The organism is Nonomuraea sp. MG754425 (assembly GCF_021699195.1).
In the GTDB taxonomy this organism is placed as follows: domain Bacteria; phylum Actinomycetota; class Actinomycetes; order Streptosporangiales; family Streptosporangiaceae; genus Nonomuraea.
This window is the reverse complement of record NZ_SSXE01000004.1, coordinates 65,474-85,457: the sequence shown is the minus strand read 5'-3', so window position 1 is coordinate 85,457 and position 19,984 is coordinate 65,474. Positions and strand designations below refer to the sequence as shown.

The following is a 19,984-nucleotide window of genomic DNA, read 5'->3' as shown; positions in this document are numbered from 1 at the left end:
GCCTCACTCCTGAGTCTGGGACAGCACTTTCCGCAGCGTCCGCGCGAACTCGCCGGGATGCGTCACGAAGCCGCCGTGCTCCCCGGGGAACTCCACCGGGTCCGTGCCGATCAGCCCGGCCAGCGCCACCGAGGTCCGGTACGTCACGAGCTGCCCCGACTCCGCGCCGATCCCCACGACGACCCGGCCGCTCTTCAGCGCGACCACGTCGGGCAGGTAACGGGTGGTGCCGCGCAGCTCGTGCGCGAAGAACCGGGAGCCGTCGGCCACGGCCTGCTCCGACGGCTCCTCGGGCGCCCCCGAGGGCTCGCTCTCCTCGAAGCCCGCGTTCGCCATGAACTTCGCGAAGGCCGCCCACAGCCCGTCGCGGTGGAAGGTCGCGATCATGTCGTCCACGGCGGCGCGCTGGTCGTCGGCGTCGGGCAGCAGTTCCAGGCAGGGCGGCTCGTGCGCGACGAGCGTGCGGACCCGGCCGGGGTGCCGCGCCGCCAGCGCCAGCCCCGTCACCGCGCCGCCGCTGCTGCCGAACACGTCGGCCGACTCGGCCCCCAGCTCGTCGAGGAGGGCGGCGAGGTCGTCGGCGCGCAGCTCGGGCGTGGAGTCCTGGGCCGGGTCGTCCAGCACGCTGCCCGAGATGCCGCGCGGGTCGTGCGTGACGACCGTGTGCTCGGCGGCCAGCGCCTCGGCCAGCGGCGCGAACTCCGCGGCCGACATCGGCGCGCCGGTCAGCACCAGCAGCGGCCCCGAGCCGCGTACCTCGTAGCGCAGTCGCGCGTCGGGGCGGCGCAGAAAGCGGGTGGTGGTCGTCATGGCGGATTTCCTCTCCTCCGGGTGTGCCGGTCGGAGAAGAGACCATCGTCGCCGCCGGAACTCATCGCGGCGGCCGGTCATCCTTCGAGGGCGAAGATCCGCCACGACTGGCCCGGGGCCAGGCCGGCCAGCTCCCTGCCGCACTCGGCGAGCGCCCCCGGCCCCGACGTGATGTGCGCGGTGCCCGCCTGCACGTCCCTGAACAGCCGCTGCGTCAGCCCGTCGCGCAGCGCCGACGTGCCGCCCGACGCGTACGCGAAGCCGGCCACGTCCGCCGTCGTCCAGGTGATGTGGTTGAGCGCGAGGCGCACCATCGTCTCCTGGCGCACGTCGAGCCGGCCGCCGGAGTCCAGCGTGCGCTCCACGTCGTCCCAGGTCTGGAGCACGAGTGCGGTGGCGGCCCGGAACTTCGCCTCGGCGCGGGCGAAGTCGGTGTGGAAGGCGTCCCTGGCGGCGATCTGGCCGGGCCGTCCGGCTCGGGCGCTCGCGTGCCGGGCCAGTTCGTCCAGCAGCCGCCGGCCGACGCCCAGCGCCCAGCCGGAGTGGCAGATGAACGCCTGGTCCAGCAGGCCGAGCCGGTAGATCGCGCCGCCGCGCAGCGGCTCGTCCGTGGCGAAGTCGTGGGAGTGCGAGTCCGGGACGAAGACCCCGTCGATGGCGTAGTCGAGGCTGCCCGTGGCGCGCAGGCCCAGGACGTCCCAGTTGCCGAGCAGTTCGGCGCTGTCGATCGGGGTGACGAAGATGCGGACCTCACCGGTGCCCTCGATCGCGGCGGCGCTGTGGACGTACTGCGCGTGGCGGATGCCCGAGGCGAAGCTCCACCGCTCGGACAGGCGGAACCCGCCGCCGTCCGGCACGGCGACGCCGGGCCGGGTGCCCTGCCCCGCGAGCAGCGGCATCCGGGAGCCCTCGAAGACGCGTGCCACGGCGTCGTCGCCCAGGTAGGCCCCGGCGGTGCCGTTCTCCAGGGTGGTGGCCATGACGACCCAGCCCGTCGAGGGGTCGGCGTAGGACAGCTCCCGGAAGACGTCGAGCAGTTCCCTGGGGGACAGCTCGGCGCCCCCGAGCGCCGCCGGCACCCAGATGCCGAACAGTCCCGCCTCGTGCAGGGCGTCCACGACGGGGGCGGTCAGGCTGCCCTGCGCCTCGGCCGGGCCGGCGTCCCGCTCGATCGTCGTCCGCAGGTCGCGGGCCCGCTCCAGCAGAGCCGAGCCGGCCTTGTGCAGCCGTGGAGTGTCGCTCATGTCCAGGTGCTCCTGTTCGTGATCGTGGCTCCTCTGCCTCCGTCAGATCACGCCGGCGGCGGATTGTCCAGGACCCGCGGCCGGTTCACAGCTCCCGGGAGACGCCGGTCAGGGCCTCGTCGAGGATGTCGACGCCACGGGAGATCTCGGCGTCGGAGGCGGTCAGCGGCGGCGCGATCCTGAAAATTCCTCCCATCCCGGGCAACTGGACGATGTTCATGTGCAGCCCGAGCTCGAAGCAGCGCCGGGTGACGGCCGCGCCGAGCCGGTCCGCGCCCCCGGCGCCGAGCACCTGGTCGCCGACCAGTTCCATGCCCAGCAGCAGCCCGCGGCCGCGGACGTCCCCGATGACCTTGTGCCGGGTGGCCAGCTCGTCGAGCCGGCCGCGCAGCAGGCCGCCGAGCCGGCGCGCGCGCTCGTCGAGCCGGTCCCGGGTCAGGACGTCGAGCACGGTGTTGCCGACGGCGGCCGGCAGCGGGTCGCTGACGTGCGTGGTGAAGAACAGGAAGCCCAGCTCGTGCGCCCGCTGCTCGATCTCCGCGCTGGTCAGCACGGCGGCCAGCGGCAGCCCCGCGCCGAGCGTCTTGGACAGCGTCAGGATGTCCGGGACGACGCCCTCGTGCTGGAAGGCGTACCAGTCGCCGGTGCGGCACAGGCCGGTCTGGGCCTCGTCGAGGATCAGCAGCATGTCCCGCTCCCGGCACTTGTCCGCCAGGGCGGCCAGGTAGCCGGGCGGGAGCTCCACGATGCCGCCGGAGCTGAGAATCGGCTCGACCAGGCAGGCGGCCAGACTCCCGACCGACTGGGCGTCGATCAGGTCGAAGCCCAGGTCGAGCTGGCGTCGCCAGTCGAGCGCGCCCTCGGCGTCGGTGATGCCGGGCCGGTAGCGGTCGGGGACCGGCAGCGCGAAGTTGCCCGGCGCGGCGGGCCCGTAGCCCTTGCGGCCGGCGCTGTAGGTGGCGTTCGCGGCGGCCAGCGTCATCCCGTGCCAGGACCGGGCGAACGACACGATCTCGTGACGGCCGGTGACGAGCTTCGCCATCCGCACCGCGGCCTCGTTCGCCTCCGCCCCGGTGGTCAGCAGCAACGCCTTCTCCAGGGGATCGGGCAGGGTGCCGGCCAGCCGGCGGGCCAGCTCGACGACCGGGCGGCTGAGCATGCCGCTGTGCAGATGGTCGAGGACGGCCACCTGCTCGCGCACCGTCGCGACGATCTCCGGGTGCGAGTGCCCGAGGATCGCGCTCATCTGGCCGGAGGTGAAGTCGAGCAGCTCGCGGCCGCTCTCGGTGAACACCGACGTGCCCGCGGCGCGGACGACGAGCTCGGACGTGAACGGGGCATGGCCGCTGTAGCGGATGAGGTGGCGTTGCGGCGATTCGGGAAGCATGTGATCGACGTTAGGTACGCCCGGCGGCGTACGTCCATGCCCGGACGGGCCTAACGCTCGCCGGGGGTGACCACGCCGGACTCGTAGGCCAGCACCACCGCCTGCACCCGGTCGCGCAGCCCGAGCTTGGCCAGGATGCGCCCCACGTGCGTCTTGACCGTGGTCTCCGACAGGAACAGCCCGGCCCCGATCTCGGCGTTGGACGCGCCCCGCGCCAGGCCGAGGAACACCTCGCGCTCGCGTTCCGTGAGCGGTTCGAGCACCGCGGCCGGGTCGGTGTCGGCCTTGGCGACGAGCCGGCCGATGAGCCGCCGGGTGGTGGCGGGCGCGATGATCGAGTCGCCCGCGTGCACGTGCCGGATCGCGGCGATGATCTCCTCTCCCGGGGCGTCCTTCAGCATGAACCCGCTCGCCCCGGCGCGCAGCGCGGCCAGGGCGTGCTCGTCGAGGTCGAACGTGGTCAGCACCAGCACCTTCGGCGGGTCGTCGAGCCGCTGGATCTCCCTGGTGGCGGTGACGCCGTCCATGCGGGGCATGCGGATGTCCATCACCACGACGTCGACCCGCCGCGACTCCAGCGCCTTGAGCGCCTCCAGGCCGTCGGCGGCCTCGGCGACCACCTCCACGTCGGGCTGGGACCTGACGACCATGGTCAGGCCGTTGCGCAGCAGCTCCTGATCGTCGACGATCATGATCCTGATGATGGGAGGCTCCTCGACTCGTAGGGCAGGCAGGCGGACAGCGCGTAGCCCGACCCGGGCCGCCTGCCGGCCTCCAGCGTGCCGCCCACCATGCCGAGGCGTTCGCGCATCCCGGTCAGCCCGGCCCCGGGCTCCCCGGCGGGCGGCCCGGCGCCGTCGTCGGTGATGGTGATGAGCAGCCCGTCGGGACGCCAGGCGAGCGCCAGGTCGGCGGCGGCCGTCGCCCCCGCGTGCTTGATGACGTTGGTCAGCCCTTCCTGGATGACGCGGTAGGCGGTCAGGTCGACGGCGGGGCGCAGCGGCCTGGACCGCCCGTCCTCCCGCACGTCGACGCGTACGCCGGTGCCGCGCACCTGGTCGAGCAGGTCGGGCAGGTCGTCGAGGCCGGGCTGCGGAGCGGTGCCGCCGTCGGCGCGCAGCACGCCCAGCAGCCCGCGCATGTCGCGCAGGGCGTCGCGCCCGACCCCGGCGACCGTGGCGAACACCTCCGCCTGGGGCGAGCCGGGATAGGACAGCCGGCCGCCCTCCGCCTGGCTGACCATGACGGCGAGCGAGTGGGACACCACGTCGTGCATCTCGCGGCTGATCCGGTCGCGCTCCGCCCGCGCCGCCTCCGACCGCTCCCGGGCGCGGTCGGCCTCGGCGCGCTCGGCCTTGGCCTTCAGCTCGGCCAGGAACAGCACCCGGATCCGGCTGAGCCGGCCCAGCGACCAGAGGCACGCCGCCGCGGCGACCAGGCCGACCGACAGCCCGATGCGCCACCCGGTCAGCCCGAAGGAGCCGGACGAGCCGCCCCACGCGGCCGGGTTCCACAGCCGCGCCAGGACCAGGACCACCCCGGCCAGGGCGACGCCCAGGCAGACCAGGCCGGGCGTCAGGCCGAGCCGGCCGGCCGCCGTGTAGATCAGCAGCCCGAAGACCAGCGAACTGGGCAGCAGCACCGCCGGGTAGTAGGCCCCGCCCGGGTCGTGCAGCGGCGGCAGCGCCACCAGCAGCAGCATCGCCGCGGCGGCCAGCCCGTACGCCGCCGCCGGGCGCACCCGGCGCGGGACCACGCACCCGTGCAGCACCAGCAGGCCGAGACCGGCGAGCAGGCGCAGGGACACGGGGCTGTCGGAGGCCCGCAGCAGGCTCAGCGAGACCAGGCCGAGCGGCAGCACGAGCAGGACGGCGAGCACGGCGTCGGCGCCGAGCTGGTGCCTGTGCAGGAACGAGTCCACTGCCGCGCCGGCCGGGAACGAGGACTCCTTCACGCCCACCATTATCGTCAGAGCCCGCCAAGGAGGTGCCGGCGCCGGCTCAGGTACGCCAGCGCGGCCACCGCCAGGGCCACGCCCCACAGCGGCCACAACATCTCCGGCATCCACGCGCCCAGCTCCTGGTCCGCCCCGGGCGGGCCGACCTGCTCGCCGCTGAGCTTCTTGCGGACGTACATCAGCCCGGCGGAGGTGATCGGGAAAGAGGCGGCCAGCGCCGCGTAGGCCGGCAGCCGGGCCGGGATCGGCCGCCCGCGCAGGAACGGCACCCAGCGCGGCCAGATCTCGCCCCACGGCCGCACCAGCCCGAGCGTCAGCACCGCGCCGGCCAGCCCGAGCGTGGCCAGGCCCGCGCCGATCGGGGTGATCTCGGCGATGTAGGCGAGGAACTCCTCGCTGATGCCGACGGGCACGCCCAGCAGCCAGCCGTAGCGGGTGACGGCGTAGACGACGGGGACGGCGACCGCGACGGCCGTCGCGTACCGGCCGACCCTGAGCGGGCCGGCGGCCCCGCTGGCCCGCCGCTCCCCGAGCAGCGCGCGCACGCCCAGGAACATCAGGCTGACACCGGCCGCCATGAGGATCAGCAGGTTGACGCTCGGCCAGGTCAGCAGGGTCGCGATCATCGAGAACCCGGTCTGGCCGGCGAGCGCGGCGACCAGCATCACCGGCAGGTACCCGGCGGTCATCATGATGCGTACGTCGGGCAGCAGCACGGCCAGGCCGACGCCGGTCACGACGGCGACGACGGCGGGGCCCCGGCCGAGCGGGCCCCTGGCGGCGAGCACGGCGACGCCGGCGGCCACCAGCGCCACGCCCGCCAGCACGCTCCCGCCGACCGCCGTGGGAAGGGGGTCGAGCAGGGTGTTGCCCGTGCCCTGGCCGCCCGCGTCGAACGGGTATCCGGGCCCTCCGAGGGCCCAGAGCAGGCCGAGGGCCAGATAGCTCACCGACCAGACCCCGGTGATCAGGACGGGCATGACAGCACGGCGGTTTCGGTGATGAGAGGTTTCCACCCGGCCCAATCTGCCGCCGCGGCGGTGCCCCGCACATCGTCACGGGGTCGCGCCGGGGTCCGCCGGAGGTCGCGACGGCGTCGTCCTCACGGAGGACCCGCGCGTGGACGCTTCCGACAGGTGCGGGAGGGACATAGCGCGCCGATAACGAACGGAAAACGCCCGCGGCTAGATTTCGTCCGCCCGGGATCTCGGAGAGGGAGAAGGAGCCATGCCGTCCACCGCTCGGCCGTCGAACCGGCTAGAGCTGCTGCGCGATGGCGTCGGGGGTGGCGGGAGCCGGGTCGCTCTCGATCGCGCGGGCCTCCTGGTAGGTGATCAGCCCCAGCTCGTGCAGGATGGCGGCCGACCTGTTCAGGCAGTCACGCTCGCCGGTCGCCAGGCCGAGCCCCCACAGGTGCTCCGCCTCCCAGTACGTGCCGGACAGGCCGCGCTGCCGATCCAGCCGGAGCGCCTCCTGGAAGCAGGTCATCGCCTCGTCCGCCTGCCCGTCCAGCCGGTGGGCCTCGCCGAGGTTGCCCAGCGCCATCACCTCGGTGACCTTGGCGTTCGACTCCCGCGCCAGCGACAGGGCCCGGCGGTGCGCGGTGATCGCCTCGGCGTGCCGTCCGAGCCGCTGGTGGGTCAGCCCGATGCCGGTCAGGCAGGACGCCTCGTGCCGGGCGTGACCCAGCCTGCGCCAGATCGCGCCCGCCTGCTCCAGCGCGGCGAGCGACTCCTCGTGCCGCCCCAGCGAACGAAGAGCCGCTCCGCGTCCGTTCAGCGCCAGGGCCTGGCCGGTGTCGTAGCCGATCGGCGTCCAGGCGCCGAGGGCGCGGTCGAAGGAGGCCAGCGCCTTGCCCGGCGTGCCCAGCGCGTGCTGCGCCCAGCCGAGGTCGTTGTGGCCGAGCCCCGCCTGGCGGAGATCGCCGGTGACGCGCGCCGCCTCCAGGGCGAGGTTCCCCAGGGCCAGTTGCTCGCGCCAGCGCGCCCGCTGCTCCAGCGGCGTGTTCAGGCAGGCCGCCAGGTAGGCGGCGATCGCCGGATCGGCCCCGGTCACGGCCTGGCGGGCGGTGGCGACCAGGTTGTCGATCTCGGCGTCGAGCCAGGCGTTGACCGCCTCGGCGGACTCCAGCGGCACCCCCGGATGGACGAGTCGCTCGGGCACGAAGTCGATCCGCCAGGCGATCAGCGGCTCGACCGACAGCGCCGCCCGCCGTGCCGTGGCGAGGTAGCAGTGGAAGGCCCGCCGCAGGGCCTGCGCGCGGGCCTGCTCGCTCTCCTGCTCGGTCGCCAGTTCCTTGGCGAACAGGCGCAGCAGGTCGTGCATGCGATACCGCCCGGGGACGTCGGACTCCACGAGCCTGCTCTCCAGCAGGTGGTCGAGCAGCGCGGCCGTGTGCGGCTCCGGCAGCTCCGCGAGCGCGGCGACGACCGGGACGCCGACGTCCGGACCGTCGAGGAGGCCGAGCAGCCGGAACAGCCGGGTCGCCGGTCCGTCGCCCAGGTCCTTGTAACTGATCATGAAGCTGGCGCGGATCGCCTGGTCGTCGATCTCCAGCTCGGCCAGCCGCCGCTGCTCGCTGGCGAGCCGGTCGGCCAGGACGCGTACGGACAGGTCCGGCCGACCGAGCAGGCGGGCCGCGATGATGGACAGCGCCAGCGGCAGTTCACCGCACAGCGGGATGATCTCGGCCACCGCCCCGGCCTCGCGGTCGAGCCGGTCGGCCCCGAGGATCCTGGTCAGGAACGCGACCGCCTCGTCCGGCGGCAAACCCTGGAGCTGGGTGTGGCTGGCGGCGTCGATCGAGGTCAGCATCCGCCTGCTGGTGATGAGCACGCCGCAGGTCGCGCTGCCGGGCAGCAGGTGGCGTACCTGCTCGGCGCTCGCCGCGTTGTCCAGGACGATCAGCACGCGTTTGCCGTGGGTCAGCGAGCGGAAGGTGGCGGCGGCCTCCTCCTGCTCGGTCAGGATCGCCGGGGCGGCGACCCCGAGGGAGCGCAGGAACCGGCCGAGCACCTCGGCGGTGGACACGGGCTCGGTGTCGTGGGTGGCGCCCTGCAGGTTGACGTAGAGCTGCCCGTCCGGGAAGTGGCGGGAGATCTGGTGGGCCGCCTGGAGGGCCAGGGCGGACTTGCCGATGCCGGGCGGGCCGGAGATGGCCACCACGTGCTCGGAGCCGTCGGTGAGCATCGCGCACAGCCCTTCGACCTCGGCCTTGCGGCCGGTGAACGTCGCGACCGGGCTGGGCAACTGCGCCGGGATCGGCTGGGCGGCGGCCTGGGACGTGGCGCTCGTGTCCGGCTGGATGCCCTGTTCCTGGTGGCCTTCCGGCAGGCCGGGCTCGCTCACCAGGAGCCCTCGCGGACGGAGGCCACCCGCTCGGGCGGCATGAGGCCGGGCGCGGCCGGTCGGCCGGCCGATCCGGTGATCAGGAAACGCACACCACTTACCAATCGTCCCTCATGCCAGGGAAGAGCCCTCTTCGCAGGGAAAAGCATCGTAGCCGAGTGCCCGGTGCGACGACGTTCAGACGCTCACCCGCGCAGCCGCCCGCATGGCCTTGTCGTGCCAGCCCGCGGCGCCCACGGCGGCGAACGCGTCGGCGGCCTGCTGGAGGTGGCAGGCGCTGTCGTCGTTCTCGAGGTGGCCGAGCGCGAGCAGGATCCGGCCCTCGGCCAGCTTGTCGTTCACCTGACGGGCGATGCCCAGGGCCTGCCGCAGTGTGCGGTCGGCCTCGACGCTCTGTCCCAGGCTGAGCCGCGCCTCGCCCAGCGCGTGCAGCACGTACGCCTGGCCGACCAGGTCGTTCAGCTCGCGGGCCAAGGTCAGGGCGTGTGCGCAGTGCCCGATCGCCTTGTCGGCCCGGCCCTGGCGGCGATAGACCTCCGCCAGGCGTTTGCGCAATTGGGCCTCGACCCGCTTGCCTCCCGCGCCGATGGCCAGCGCGCGCTCCAGCAGCCGCTCGGCCTCCTCCAGCCGGTCGTTCAGCATGTGCACGTGGGAGAGGTAACCCAGGCCGTGGGCCAGCGCCGTGTTGTCGCCGACCTGCTCGAACAACGTCAGCGCCTGCTCCAGCTCGCGCTTCCCCCTGGCGTGGTCGCCCTCCGAGACATGGACGGAGCCGAGGTGGCGCAGCGCGATGGCCTGGCTGGGCACGTCCCCGAGCTGCCGGAACAGCTCCAGGGCCGTTTCGAGCGGGCCGGCGGCCTGCGGCAACCGGCGCCGGCACAGGTTCAGCGAGCCGAGGGAGAGCAACATCGCGGCCTGTCCCGGCAGGTGGGAGGCGGCGCGGCAGGTGTCGAGCGCCCGGGCGGCGAGCGCCTGCCAGTTGTCGAAGTACGTCCGGGTCTCCAGCATGTGGACGAACCCGGCCACCAGATCCCGGCACAGGTCGGCCAGCCCAAGCTCGGCGCTCAGCGTCACCGCGGACACGAGGTTCAGCCGCTCGCTCTCCAGCCATGCCAGCGGGTCGCTCGGCAACTCCGCCGGTGCGCCGTCCGCCGGCAGCCAGCGCGGGGCGTCGCCCTTCGGCATCATGAGGTAACGGCCGCCGAACCGCACGTCGCGGGCCCGCTCGGCCAGGCCGATGAACGCGCCGAAGACCCGGCTCAGCACGACCAGCCTGGCCTCGGAGGTCTCGGCGGCCTCCGCCTGCTCGCGGGCGAACAGGCGGATCAGGTCATGGAACCGGTAACGCGGCTGGCCCGCCGTGTCCCGGCCCAGCGGTTGCAGCAACTGGGCGTCGACCAGGTCCTCCAGCAACCGCTCGCCGTCGCGCAACGTCGTGTCGAGCAGCGCCGCCGCCAGCCAGGGCGCGAACCCGCCCGGGGCGTCCAGCAGCCCCAGCCGCCGGAACGCCAGGGCGGCGCGGGCCGACAGCTCGCGGTGCGACAGCTCGATGCTGGCGCGCACCTCCAGCTCGCCCCGGCTGAGCTGGTCCAGCCGGCCGCACTCGTCGGCCAGCCGGTCGGCCATCTCGGCGAGCGGCCACTGCGGGCGCATGGCCAGTTTCGCCGCCGCGATGCGCAACGCCAGCGGTGACCCGTCGCACTGGGCGGCCAGGCGCGCCACTGCCTCGCACTCGGCGGCCGTGCGCTCCGCTCCGAGCACGCGCGCCAGCAGTTCGGCGGATTCGCGCTCGGTCAGCATCTCCACCGGCACCGGCGCCGCGCCGCCGCCCAGCAGCAGCCCTTCCAGCCGGCGCCGGGAGGTGACGATCACGCAACAGCCCGGCGTCGCCGGCAGCAACGGCCGCACCTGCGCCGCCGACTCGGCGTTGTCCAGCACCACCAGCACCTGCCGCCCGACCAGGACGCTGCGGAGCAACGCGGCCCGCTCCTCCACCCCGGCCGGCATCACGGCCCCGTCGACGCCGAGCGCCCGCAGGAACCGTTCCAGCACCGTCTCCGGTTGCGCCGACTCCCTGTCCTGGTCGTAGCCGCGGAGATTGGCGAACAACTGGCCGTCGGGGAAGCGGTCGGCCACCTGATGGGCCCACTGCAGCGCCAGCGCGGTCTTGCCCACCCCGGCCACGCCGCTGATCACGCCCATCGGCGGGTGCCGTCCGTCCTGCCGCAGCAGCCGGTCCAGCGTGCGCAACTGCGTCTCCCGGCCCACGAACGCCGACACCGCCGGTGGCAACTGCGCCGGCCGGATCGTTACGGCAGACGCCGGAGGCGGCCCGTCCGGGGGCGGCACGGGCAGCCGGAGAGCCTCCGCTCGCGCGGCCTCCTCGGCGGGCGGCCCGTTCAGGATCGCCTGCTGGACGTCGCGCAGCCCGCTGCCGGGCTCCAGGCCCAGCTCGTCCAGGAGGTGCCGGCGTCCCTGCTGGTAGGTCTCCAGCGCGTCGGCCTGCCGTCCCGTGTGCCACAGCGCCAGCATCAACTGGGCGCGCAGCCCCTCCCGCAGCGGATGGTCCTCCACCAGCCGGGTCAGCCGCGCCACCACCTCGCGCGGACGCCCGCAGGCCAGCTCCGCCTCGGCCCACTCCTCCGCGATCGCCAGCCGGGTGTCCTCCAGGCCGCGGGCCGCCGTGGCGATCTCGGTGGTGTCGATGCCGGCCAGCACCGGCCCCCGCCAGAGCCCGAGCACCCGTCCCAGCCCGTCCGCCGCCTGCTCGCGCTGCCCGGCCGCGGACGCGCTCCTGGCCGCGGACGCCTGCTCGTCCGCCTCGCGCAGGTCGAGCCACACGCCGTCGGTGCGCAGGCGATAACCGGCCTGCTCGGTGACGATCACCGGCACGCCGCACCCCGCGGTCTTGAACGCCTTGCGCAACCCGTGCACGTGGATCGGGATCTGGGTGCGCACCGAATCGGGCAGCCGTTCTCCCCAGATCGTGGCCGCCAGCCGATCGATCGACACGACCCGCCCGGCGTCCAGCAACAGCGCGGCCAGCAGGGACCGCTGCCGGAGCCCGCCCAGCCTGACGGGACGCCCCCTGACGCTGACCTCCAGCGGGCCGAGAACTCGAAACTCTATGTGAATTGTCATTGAATCCCCCGTTGGCCCAGTGTCCTGCCTTCGAAACCCGTCGGCAACAGCCGGGCGACGCATTCGAGGGTCATCTCTCTTGGTCTTTCCCCCACGGGCGGATGGGTCTCGCACGGCCGGATCGCGGCCGGACGCCGCTCCGCCGCCCGGCCGGGACCCCAGGTGGGCCGCGTCACCAGGGACGCCGGACGGTGACGCGGCGAGCCACGTCCCATCAGGGTCGTGCACGGTGGCACGCGGCGTGCCGGCGTGCGTCGAACTTGACACCAAATCGATAACACGCCCGGCCCGCGGGCGGAAAAAGGCCCCGGATGGACCGTCGTCCGTCCGGGGCCTCGAAGGTGATGTCGCTTTCCGGCGATCGGCGTGCCGCTCGGCCGCGCGACGCCTGCGACGCCGGTCAGCGCCCTACCTGTTGCCCGCCGAACGGGGTCAGGGCACGGTGGTCGCCGAGGCCGCACCCGCGTTGCAGGAGGTCGAGGAGTGCTGGGACAGCACGTTCTCGCAGGTGCTGACCGGGATGTTGATCGGCTCGATGATCTCGTCGTTGAAGACCGTCACCAGGCTGGAGGGCGGAGCGGGCTCCGGCGCCGGTGCGGGCGCGGCCGGCTCGGCGGCCGGCGCGGGCGCAGTCAGGGCCGGCGGAGCCAGACCGGCGGGAGGCGGCGCGGGGACGGTCGCCGGCAGGCTCACGGCGTGGGCGGACGCCGAGAGCAGCGTCCACAGGCCGGCAGCCGCCAGGGCCAGGACGGTTTTGCGCACGAAGGTTCCTTTCGCTTGGCGCACCCGATCGCGCGGAGACGGGCATGTGCTCTGCTCGCGGGCTGCGAAGGCTCTGCACCGGTCGCACCACAAGCGTTTACGTAAAGGAACCTTATAGCTACGGTCAGTAGTTTTCTTGGGTGTGCGTGTCTACGGTCGGATCGCCGCGCTGGTCCGAGGTCCAAATGCGGACCCATCGGAACGGGAGATCCTCGCCTCGCGCGAGGCGAGGATCTCCATCCGCTACGGGATGGTCAGGTAGAAGTCCGAGTCGGCGCCGTGCCCCTCCAGGTTGTAGGTGTAGACGATGACGGTGTTGTCCTCGCTGTTGCACACGGGAGACTTCCAGTTGAACGCGCTGATCGCGCGCGCCCCCGTACGTGCGGTGGCCTGGACGGGCGTCTTGTTGGTGACGTCGACCACGCGGTCCACCTTCACGCAGTACCGGCCGGTGCCGACCCTGCGCACGGACTCGATGTTCTTGTCGAAGTGCAGGGTGCCGTCCTTGAGGACGATCGCGGCCGCCTGCGCGTAGGGAGCGTCGATGGCGTGAGCCGCGGTCGGCGCCAGTACGGCCGCCGCGACCAGCGCGCCGGTTCCCAGCCTCTTGCCCACCTTGACGAGGTTCATGTGGTTTCCCCCTCCCATGACGTCGTCTCGAACGAGATCGACATCACGGAGAGTAATGGTCTGGAGGCCCAAAGTCATCAACAGTCGGGGGTGCCGTATCAGCGCCCGTCACCGGGGGGATCGCCGGAGCCCGGAGGCGCCGGCTGGAGGCCGGTGGCACCCTCGGCGGGACGTGCTACGCGGATGCCGAGCTTCCGCTCGATCACCTCGGCCATCGCCACCAGGTCGCCCGCCGGATCGTAGAAGATGTTGTGGTACTCGATGTTCAGTTTTCCGCCGAGCACGTTCAGCAGCTCTCTGAGCTGGCTCTGCTCCTCCTTCATGTAGTGCGGCAACGCCACGATCTTGATGATGCGCGGACTCTCCTGGCCTTCCGTCCGGACCTCGTCGACAAGCGCGCCGAGTTGCGCGGTGTCCAGGGCGACGCAGAGCCACTTGTTCGGTGTGCGCAGGCCGAATTTGTGGAAGAGCGGATTCGTGAACTCCGGGTTCACGAGGTGGATGCGGTCGCCGTTGCGCTGGATCAGGCCGGCCGTCTCCAGGAGGCCGACCAGCTCGTTCGCCCGTTCCGTGAGCGTGCTCTCCTGGAACAGGTGGAAATCCACGCCTTCCCGCGCGTCGGCCGGAATGGCGCCGGAGTCCTTGAGCCGATCGACGATGCTGGCCCGGAACTCGGCGATCATCTCGGGCGTGAACTCGAGGTCCGCTCTGCCGTCGGGGTGGTGTTCGCTGGTGTCGTTGTACTCGTCCCACAGGGAGCCGACCCTGACGTCGGCCGACGGCGCCCGCCCGCGCATCGACGTGGTGATGGCGGCCATCAGCCGCAGCCCTCTGCTGTCGGCCGGAATCATGTTCTCGCCGGTTATGGCGCCGCCGTAGTCGACGAGGTACGGTCCGAAGCCCTCGATCACCACGATGGCGGGCTCGGCCGAGTCGAGCGCGTCCAGGATCTCCTGAATCTGGATGAGCGAGAAGTCGACTCCGCCTTCGAGGTAATCCGCCTCTATCTCCGCCACCTCGGCCTGGATGCTCTTCAGTTGTTTCCTGGAGAAGGTGGAACCGTTGCCCTGCGCGAGCTTCTCCTCCAGGATCGAGCGCCATCTCGTGGCCACCGCCTGCATGCGCTCCTGGTGGGAGAGCGGACGTTCCACGTCCGGCGACGCCTCGCCGGAGCCCTGCTCGCCCGTCGGCACGCCGTCCAGGCCATCGGGCAGCGGACGCCCGTACCTGCTCAGTTCGCCCAGGATGCCGTCGATCTCGGATCGCAGAATCGCACGTTCGGCGTCGGTGGCCGCCGCTGCCAGCTTCCGGCTGAGCAGCCGGAACTCGCTGTGGCGGGCGGTGACGCAGTGGTCGCGACCAGCCGGCTCGGACGACGACGGGCGGAGCACGCCCGATCGGGGCGCGGCCAGGCGCTGGAAGGTGTCGGTGAGTTCGTGGACGACGAGCCTGGCCACCTGGTCGCGGGCCACCCTGGGCGTGAGCTGGACATGGTGCGGGTCGGTCGCGGTGCCCGGACCCACCTGGGTGCGTCCCAGGAGGTTGCCCCTGACGTCGCCGATCTCGAAGCGGAAGTGCTGGACGCCGTCGCCGGTCTCCACGATCAGGGTGTTCGTGTCGCTCCAGCGCCAGCCCTTGACGGTGGTGCCGAAGTCGGCGGGCAGCACCTGGGCGTCCAGGGTGGCCCGCACCTCTTCCACGGTGAGTTTCGGCAGGGTTCTGTGCCGCCCGCCGGCCACGAACCGCGTCCCTTCGATGGGCCGGGCCGCGACCAGGGTGTAGTCGGAACGGCTGCCCGGCTCGGTCGGCCCGGGTGACCGGTTGATCAGCGCCTCGATGCTGCGCTTCGACGGCTCCGCCGCGCCCGCGGGCTGGGCGTCCCGCACCTCCTGACCGGCGACTGCGCTCGACGTGGTGGTGCTCGATGTGGTGGTGGTGCCGGTGTCGATGTCGCTGTCGGGGGTCGAGGGCGAGACCGCCTCGGGGACGTCCGGCGGCGGAACGGTCTCCGTGTCGTGCCGGGGCGCGCCGTCGCCGGACGGCGGCTCGGCGGGGGTGCCAGGCTCGGCGGAAGTGCCGGGGTCGGCCGGGGCGTGGTCTGCGGACGGACCCTGCGGAGCCGCGCCCGCCGGCCGGTCGGACCCGCCCGGCTGCCGTGGCCTCGGCGTCCCGGGGGAGTCCGGTTCGACGGCCGTGCTGCTTTCGTCCGGCCTGGCCGACGACTGCGTCTGAGCGCGGGTCTGCGACGGGGTGTGCGTCTGCGGATGCGCCGGATCGGCGAGATCGAGGGACGCCCTGACCGAGGTGGCCGCCCCGCTTCCGTGCGAGGTCTCGGCCGTCGCGTGCTGCCCGGTCTCCTGCTGGAACGACGGACCGGTCGGGACGGTCGCGAGCGCGCCGTCGAGCACCCCGGCCAGCGTGGAGACGGGATGGAGCACCGCGGTGGCCACCTCGGCGCTGAACGGGCTGATCGTGTTGGTCCTGCCCACCCCGCCCATGAACGCGCCCAGCAACGAATCCGACGTCGGCGGCGTCCACTGCCCGTACACCACCCCGTTGGCCACCACGCTGCCCACCGGAGAGGCCGCCACGTTGTTCAGCCCGGTGTTCAGCGCCCGGCCGGGGAAGCGCAGGATCGCGTTGACCACCCCGGGTGCGTCCCCCGCACGGGCGTTGAGCCACTCGATGCCGGGAATGCTGTCGGCCACCTTCCGCGTCTGATTGGCGATCATGACGCCGACCACCGTGCCGATCGTCGCCCCGATCGCCGCCGCCCTGGTCTTGCTCCAGTCCCACTCGTCGAGCGTGCCCATCCTGATCTGCTGGAACTGCGCCAGGGCGTCCCCGAAGACCTCCTCGGCCACCTCCTCGTACAGCTCCAGCGTCAGCAAGTGCCCGCTTGTCGCCCCGCCTGCCACCCCGCCGGACAGCCCCGGCAGCCGGCTCAACGCGCTCGTCGCGTACGGTCGGCCCGCCAGCATGGCCAACCGTTCCAGGGCCAGCGCCATCCGCACGTTGCCCGACCTGGCCACCGCGCCCACCAGCAACCGGGCCAGCGGGCCGGCCGTCACCACGAGGATCGCGATCAGCGCCGCGGTCAACGACACCCAGAACGCCACATTGATCGACAACTTCGAGTACTGGGTCTGCCGCGCCATGTGATCCATCTGCAGGGCGTACAGTGCGGTGGAGCCCGCCTTGGCCAGCACCCCCGTCTGCTCGTCGAAGAGTTGCCGCGTCCGGGCGAACGCCGCCGGCTTGGCCGGTGACTCGAGGCCGGCCGAGATGTCGCGAATCGAGAACGCGGTCGGCTCCAGCGATGACACCAGCACGCCCGTGGCGTCCTCGAAGGCCAGCCTGACCTGCCACAGCCCGCTCTCGCTGGCCCGAGGCCACGGCTCGCCCGCCGTCAGCATCGGAATCAGCCAGTTGACCGCCCACTCGGGCAGCGCCTCGGTCTGCCAGGCGGGCTCCACATCGGTGGTGGAGATCCCCCCGCTGGACGAGGGGGACAGAATGCCGGGAAGCTGGGAGTCGACCTCCGATCGGCCCGCGACCACTCCCCGCTCACATGGTCCACTGAGGCGGTGCCGTGATGCCTGCGGCGATGGCCGCGTCCGTGGCCAGCGTGTTGTCCACCTGCGTCCGGAAGGTGACCGGCAGGCCGCCGATCTCCGTCACCAGCAGGTCGGTGTCGTCCACGCACTGCCAAGGGCCGCCGTAGGCCAGCAGGGCCTGCTCGAACGCCGCCCCCTCCTGCCCGTCACCCCACGGCCGCGCGTCCAGCAGCCCGAGAATTCGCTCCCGTGCCTGCTCCCACCCGGTTTCCAGACCGGACGCCATCACCTCCAGGCCCGCCAGGCCGGACGCCAGCGACTGGCCGATGAACACGTCCGCCGGCCCCGCTTCCGACGACCCGCTCACCGCTGCCTGCCCTCTCCCAGCATCTGACCCGCCAGTTGCCCCAGCACCGTCTCCAGGTCGCCGTCCAGGTGAGCCCGCATCTGCTCGGCGGGCACCAGCGGCTCGAAGAGCTCCACCACCTCGTCCGCCGCCCGCGCCGCCGCCCGCCGCGCCGTCTCGACGATCACGTCGGCCAGCGACCGCGCGTCCGGACGCCGGTACACCCGCGGATCGATGTCCAGCCGGACCAGTTCGCCGCGCACCCCGACCGTCACCGACACCAGGCCGTCTCGGGACTTCTCCGTCACCCGCACCGCCCGGAGTCGCTCGTGCAACGACAGGGCCTCGCCCTGCAACTGCACGAATCTCGCCTTCAACTCGTCGACGTACACCTGCATCCCCGCCGCGTCGCCGGTCTCCACCGCCAGGCCACCTCACTGTTCGTAGACGGGCAGTTTGCAGACGACTTCCTTCGGCAGGAAAGCGTGCAGTGCCTTCGAATAGTCGTTGAAGTTGTTCATGTGCTGACGCGCCATCGCGTAGCGTCGCCCGTCCGCGGATAGTCGGGATACCATGATCGTCCCGGCCCTGAGATCTGCGGCGGCGCGAGCTCGTCGAAGTAGGGCTCGGACACGCTTGACTCCAGAGGTCGGGCAGGTTGCACAGTCCGTCGACGACATTCCGGTCAACGTGGCGGAACGGTAGTCCTCGCCGCTAGCGCGCCGTTAGCGCGCCCGGAGCGTCACGCGCTCAGGCTCCCTCGATGAGCACCCACCATCGGCGATCGCCGTCATAGCGGGCCCGGACCCGTTCCCGCCCGTCGGCGCCCAACTCCACGATCTCCGCCCCGTTGGGCAGACCCACCCCGTTGACCTTGTACTCCCTGATCGTCTCGTCGACGTTCGGCGCCAGGCCCATGCCGACGAACGGAGGCTCCTCGACGACCCACCCGGCGACGGCCGCCATCCCCTCCTCGTCCACCCCGCCGTACGGCGTCCGGTAGAGGGCCGGGCCGACCACCGGCCAGCGCAGGATGTTCACCGCTCCGCCGCTGGTGAGCGCCTCCTCCTGGAGCAACGCGCGGGCGAGCACGACCGGCGTCGCGATGTGCTCCACGTCCATGGCGTGGTGGCAGTAGCCGGACACCCGGGGCTCGCGGCTGTCCAGCAGGGCCTGGATGTCGCGGGGCCGCAGCAGCTTCTGCACGACGGGGATGCCCGCCCCCGGCTCGGCGGCGACGTCCTGCTCCAGCGTGGGAACGGCGAGCCTGGCGACCGTCCCGGACTCGAGGAGGAAGGACGGCTCCAGCCCGGGGTTGATCGCCAGGCCCCAGCGGAGGTCCGGCCAGCCCGCCGCCAGTTCGGTCATGGACACGATCCGGTGGTGCCGCACGGCGTCGCCGGTGCCCGCGCGCATCGCCTCGGCGGAGGTGTAGCCGATGAGCCAGGTCCGGACGCCGTCCGTCACGGTCGGCCAGGCGATCGGCTCCGCACCGCCGGCCGCCGCGTCGCTGATCGGACAGGCGAGGTCGCCGTCGCGCAGCAGGCGCAGGCAGAGGGCCAGGTCCCCTCGTTCGTACGCCCGCAGGAGGTGCTCCTCGAACGGGCTCGCGGCCTGCATGCGCGCCAGACTAGTGGCCGCTCCCGAACTCGATCGAGGGAGGCCCACGGCACCGCCGACAGCGGCCCGGACCTGGGACGAAGCACGTCTTCCGTGAGACGCGCCGCACATCCGGCGTCCGTCGGCTCCGAGGTCGAGCGCACCTGGGCCGACTGTGTGGCCGAGCACGCCGGCGCCTTCCGCCGCTGACACCCGTGGTATCGGTGCCACGCGGCCCCGGCCTGCCGCCAGGCAAGTACCGCCGGGGCCGCGCTTCTGCCACCGGCAACGAACTTACCGGAGCGGCCTCGCCCCGATGGCATCCACGGTCCGTAACCAACCGACTCCGTATGCCGACTTGCCAGGTGACCCGGCTGTGCCCTAATGCGAATGCTCAGAGCATGCACAGATAGGACGCAGAACATCCACAGGTGTTGACAACCGCGTACCTGACTGCCGGAGTGGATGAAATCGCAGCTAAGAGAGGACACCTTTCATGTCTCGAACATATCGCCGCATTCTCGTGCGCATCGGTTCGGCCTTTGCCCTCGTGCTCGCCTCGATCGCGTTCGTGGCCGCGCCCGCCTCGGCGCACACCCTGCGCGAAGCCGTCGTCTCGGCGCAGGGGTGCGGTTGGTCGAACGGCAGTTACACGCAGCTCACCAGGGAGGATCTCTGGGATGACCGGAACAACATGCCCTTGGGTGAGGTCTACATCCTGTGGAGCGGCACCTACAAGGAGAACTGCGTGCTCACCCTGAGAGTCGGCCGGGCGGACGGCGTCGCCAGCTACACGCAGGCCGTCTTGGAGCGTCAGGGCATGAAGACCATCACCGACGAGGGCAACTACGCCCACTACGCGGCGGCCAGCGGTCCCGCCGCCGGCACCTGCATCAGGTGGACGGGCTCCATCAAGGCCATCTACGGCGGCGGCATCTACGGCACCACCACCACGACCTGGAGGTACTGCAGCTAGGCGGAACCTGCTCCGGGGCTTGAGCCGCGTAATGTCCGCAGATCAACTCACGACCGTCGTCTGTTGTTGAATGGCCGGTGAGTGCCCGGCCGCAGCCCTCGTCCGGGCCGTCTGTGAGGACGAAGCTTTCGCTCCAGGGCGACACCACCAAACAGGAGGACGGCGCGTGGCTGGGCTTGTGGAACGCGAAGCGACCCTGGCGACATCCCTGCACCGTCACCTGGACG

15 protein-coding genes are annotated in these 19,984 nt (G+C 72.4%); 1 reads left to right on the top strand and 14 read right to left on the bottom strand.

Annotation, left to right across the window (positions count from 1 at the left end; genetic code table 11):
* Positions 1-3 precede the first annotated feature (3 nt).
* From FAF44_RS02465 to FAF44_RS02400, 14 genes are all read right to left on the bottom strand, one after another.
* Complete coding sequence (locus tag FAF44_RS02465; RefSeq protein ID WP_237101313.1) at positions 4-810, bottom strand: alpha/beta fold hydrolase; 807 nt, start codon at positions 808-810, stop codon at positions 4-6.
* Between the two features lie 77 nt (positions 811-887).
* Positions 888-2,054, bottom strand: a complete 1,167-nt coding sequence (locus FAF44_RS02460; RefSeq protein WP_237101312.1) for an acyl-CoA dehydrogenase family protein — start codon at positions 2,052-2,054, stop codon at positions 888-890.
* 85 nt (positions 2,055-2,139) lie between these two features.
* Complete coding sequence (locus tag FAF44_RS02455) at positions 2,140-3,441, bottom strand: aspartate aminotransferase family protein (RefSeq protein ID WP_237101311.1); 1,302 nt, start codon at positions 3,439-3,441, stop codon at positions 2,140-2,142.
* A gap of 50 nt (positions 3,442-3,491) precedes the next feature.
* Positions 3,492-4,133 (bottom strand): response regulator transcription factor, encoded by a 642-nt coding sequence (locus tag FAF44_RS02450; protein WP_237101310.1) that lies wholly within the window; start codon positions 4,131-4,133, stop codon positions 3,492-3,494.
* Positions 4,130-5,395 (bottom strand): sensor histidine kinase, encoded by a 1,266-nt coding sequence (locus FAF44_RS02445; protein ID WP_237101309.1) that lies wholly within the window; start codon positions 5,393-5,395, stop codon positions 4,130-4,132. The genes FAF44_RS02450 and FAF44_RS02445 overlap by 4 nt, the downstream gene beginning before the upstream one ends.
* Before the next feature lie 14 nt (positions 5,396-5,409).
* The gene (locus FAF44_RS02440; RefSeq protein WP_237101308.1) at positions 5,410-6,378 is read right to left on the bottom strand and encodes a hypothetical protein; all 969 of its coding nucleotides are present in this window, start codon (positions 6,376-6,378) and stop codon (positions 5,410-5,412) included.
* A 277-nt stretch (positions 6,379-6,655) separates the two neighbouring features.
* A complete protein-coding gene (locus tag FAF44_RS02435) occupies positions 6,656-8,746 on the bottom strand; it encodes a tetratricopeptide repeat protein (RefSeq protein ID WP_237101307.1) in 2,091 nt (696 codons plus the stop codon).
* A 177-nt stretch (positions 8,747-8,923) separates the two neighbouring features.
* Positions 8,924-11,887: an AfsR/SARP family transcriptional regulator gene (locus FAF44_RS02430; RefSeq protein WP_237101306.1), complete on the bottom strand. Its 2,964-nt coding sequence runs from the start codon at positions 11,885-11,887 to the stop codon at positions 8,924-8,926.
* Positions 11,888-12,319: 432 nt separating this feature from the next.
* Positions 12,320-12,649 (bottom strand): hypothetical protein, encoded by a 330-nt coding sequence (locus tag FAF44_RS02425; RefSeq protein ID WP_237101305.1) that lies wholly within the window; start codon positions 12,647-12,649, stop codon positions 12,320-12,322.
* Between the two features lie 243 nt (positions 12,650-12,892).
* Complete coding sequence (locus FAF44_RS02420; protein ID WP_237101304.1) at positions 12,893-13,279, bottom strand: hypothetical protein; 387 nt, start codon at positions 13,277-13,279, stop codon at positions 12,893-12,895.
* Positions 13,280-13,377: 98 nt separating this feature from the next.
* Positions 13,378-16,839 carry a hypothetical protein gene (locus tag FAF44_RS02415; RefSeq protein WP_237101303.1) on the bottom strand — a complete coding sequence of 1,154 codons (3,462 nt, stop codon included), beginning with the start codon at positions 16,837-16,839 and terminating at the stop codon, positions 13,378-13,380.
* A gap of 7 nt (positions 16,840-16,846) precedes the next feature.
* A complete protein-coding gene (locus tag FAF44_RS02410) occupies positions 16,847-17,203 on the bottom strand; it encodes a hypothetical protein (RefSeq protein ID WP_237101302.1) in 357 nt (118 codons plus the stop codon).
* Positions 17,200-17,604: a YbaB/EbfC family nucleoid-associated protein gene (locus FAF44_RS02405; RefSeq protein WP_237101301.1), complete on the bottom strand. Its 405-nt coding sequence runs from the start codon at positions 17,602-17,604 to the stop codon at positions 17,200-17,202. Before FAF44_RS02405 ends, FAF44_RS02410 begins: the two co-directional genes overlap by 4 nt.
* 328 nt (positions 17,605-17,932) lie before the next feature.
* Entirely contained in the window at positions 17,933-18,802 is an 870-nt protein-coding gene (locus FAF44_RS02400) for an SseB family protein (RefSeq protein ID WP_237101300.1), read from the bottom strand.
* A 475-nt stretch (positions 18,803-19,277) separates the two neighbouring features.
* Here FAF44_RS02400 and FAF44_RS02395 point away from each other — a divergent pair, with 475 nt between their 5' ends.
* Positions 19,278-19,757 (top strand): hypothetical protein, encoded by a 480-nt coding sequence (locus tag FAF44_RS02395; RefSeq protein WP_237101299.1) that lies wholly within the window; start codon positions 19,278-19,280, stop codon positions 19,755-19,757.
* Positions 19,758-19,984: the final 227 nt, after the last annotated feature.

What these genes read in the sequence shown, in the direction of transcription:
- FAF44_RS02465 (WP_237101313.1), bottom strand. Translation starts at nt 810, where the DNA reads ATGACGACCACCACCCGCTTTCTGCGCCGCCCCGACGCGCGACTGCGC.
- FAF44_RS02460 (WP_237101312.1), bottom strand. Translation starts at nt 2,054, where the DNA reads ATGAGCGACACTCCACGGCTGCACAAGGCCGGCTCGGCTCTGCTGGAG.
- FAF44_RS02455 (WP_237101311.1), bottom strand. Translation starts at nt 3,441, where the DNA reads ATGCTTCCCGAATCGCCGCAACGCCACCTCATCCGCTACAGCGGCCAT.
- FAF44_RS02450 (WP_237101310.1), bottom strand. Translation starts at nt 4,133, where the DNA reads ATGATCGTCGACGATCAGGAGCTGCTGCGCAACGGCCTGACCATGGTC.
- FAF44_RS02440 (WP_237101308.1), bottom strand. Translation starts at nt 6,378, where the DNA reads ATGCCCGTCCTGATCACCGGGGTCTGGTCGGTGAGCTATCTGGCCCTC.
- FAF44_RS02430 (WP_237101306.1), bottom strand. Translation starts at nt 11,887, where the DNA reads ATGACAATTCACATAGAGTTTCGAGTTCTCGGCCCGCTGGAGGTCAGC.
- FAF44_RS02420 (WP_237101304.1), bottom strand. Translation starts at nt 13,279, where the DNA reads ATGAACCTCGTCAAGGTGGGCAAGAGGCTGGGAACCGGCGCGCTGGTC.
- FAF44_RS02400 (WP_237101300.1), bottom strand. Translation starts at nt 18,802, where the DNA reads ATGCAGGCCGCGAGCCCGTTCGAGGAGCACCTCCTGCGGGCGTACGAA.
- FAF44_RS02395 (WP_237101299.1), top strand. Translation starts at nt 19,278, where the DNA reads ATGTCTCGAACATATCGCCGCATTCTCGTGCGCATCGGTTCGGCCTTT.